This window comes from Mesorhizobium sp. M7A.F.Ca.CA.002.05.1.1, assembly GCF_003998335.1.
Classification (GTDB): Bacteria; Pseudomonadota; Alphaproteobacteria; order Rhizobiales; family Rhizobiaceae; genus Mesorhizobium.
Genome location: NZ_RZQI01001138.1, coordinates 1 through 1,599, shown reverse-complemented (window position 1 = coordinate 1,599; position 1,599 = coordinate 1). Strand labels below are relative to the sequence as shown.

General features: G+C 64.5%; 2 protein-coding genes. Both read right to left on the bottom strand.

Translation table 11 applies throughout. From position 1 onward, the window contains the following. Positions 1–869, bottom strand: an 869-nt coding sequence (locus tag EN939_RS33390; RefSeq protein WP_164751479.1) for an efflux RND transporter permease subunit, incomplete at its 3' end; no start/stop codon positions are given. Further along, positions 866–1,599, bottom strand: a 734-nt coding sequence (locus EN939_RS33385) for an efflux RND transporter periplasmic adaptor subunit (RefSeq protein WP_127271731.1), incomplete at its 5' end; no start/stop codon positions are given. The genes EN939_RS33390 and EN939_RS33385, both read right to left, overlap by 4 nt.

Here is a 1,599-nt window from a genome sequence, read left to right as displayed (position 1 = left end):
CGATCATCATGGCGGTGCAGCGCCATGATGATCGCGCGCGTACCGTCATACCAGCTCGCCGTCGTCGTCGTCTGCACCGAATCGACCACACGGGTCACCTCGCCCAACCGCACGGGGTGACCGTTTTTGGTGGCGATGATGATGTTGGAGAAGCCGGCGGCGTCAGTCAGCTGCGTGTTGGCGGTGATGGTAAGCTGCTGCTTGTCGTTCTGCAGCACGCCGAGCGGCGTGTTGCTGTTGGCCGAGGCGACCGCCGCCTGCAGCTGATCGATCGAGATGCCGCGCGCGGCAAGCGCGGTCGGGTCGATCTGGATGCGCACCGCGTATTTCTGTTGGCCGAAGATCGAGACCTGCGCCACGCCGTCTATGGTCGACAGCGACGGCGAGATGACATTTTCCGCGAAAGCATCGAGATCGGTCAGCGGAACCGTGTCGCTGACCAGCGACATCAAAAGGATCGGCGCGTCGGCCGGATTGACCTTGCGATAGCTCGGCGGCGCCGTCATCTGCGGCGGCAATGATTTCTGCGTGCGCGCGATCGCCGCCTGCACGTCGGCTGCTGCCGCGTCGATGTCGCGGTTGAGCACGAACTGGATGGCGATCGAGGTCTGGCCAAGCGAGTTCGTGGTCGAGATCGAATCGATACCGGCGATGGTTGCGAACTGCTTGATCAGCGGGGTCGCCACCGACGTCGCCATGGTTTCCGGCGAGGCGCCGGGCAGCGAAGCCGAGACGTTGACCACCGGGAATTCGGCGCTGGGCAGTGCCGCCACCGGCAGGAACTTGTAGGCGAACAGTCCGCCCAGCACGAGGGCGAACGACATCAGAAGGGTGGCGACAGGCCTGCGTATGCAGAATTCGGAGATCATTGGGCCGCCTCGCCGGCTTTGCTCGCCTCGGCCACCTTCGGCGCGGCATCGGCCGTGGCCTTGCCCTCATGCACCGCGGCGCCGTCCTTCAGCCTCGTCTGGCCCTCAGTGACAACTTTCTCGCCGCTTTTCAGCCCCTGGCTGACGGCGCTGTTCTCGCCTTCGGTCAGCGCCACCTGCACCGGCCGCATCTCGACCGTGTTGTCCGGCTTGACGACATAGACGAACGGCCCCTTCTGGCTTGGCTGCACCGCGACCGTGGGAACCGATGTCATCTGCGGCATGATGCCGGCGTCGAGCACGACATTCACATACTGGCCGGGCCATAGCGAAAGATCGGCATTGGGAATGCTTGCCCGCGTGGCAATCGTGCCCGACGCGGTGTCGACGCTGGAGTCGACGAAATCGAGCGTACCCTTGCCGATCGGCGTCGGGTCACCATCCTTGGTCAGTGTCACCGCGCCCTGCTGCGGGTTGGCGAGCGCCTTGTGCAGCAGGGCCAGGTTACTCTCGGGAAGATTGAAGTTGACCTGCAGCGGGTCCATCTGGGTGATGGTCACCAGCGGGGTCGCCGTACTGCTGTTGCCATTGCTGACGGTGACGAGATCGCCGACGGCGACGCTGACAGCACCCAGCCTGCCGGAAATCGGCGCCGTGATCGTGGCGAAGCCAAGCTGGACATTGTCGGCGTCGATTGTCGCCTTGTCGGCATCGACAGTCGCTGCGGCCG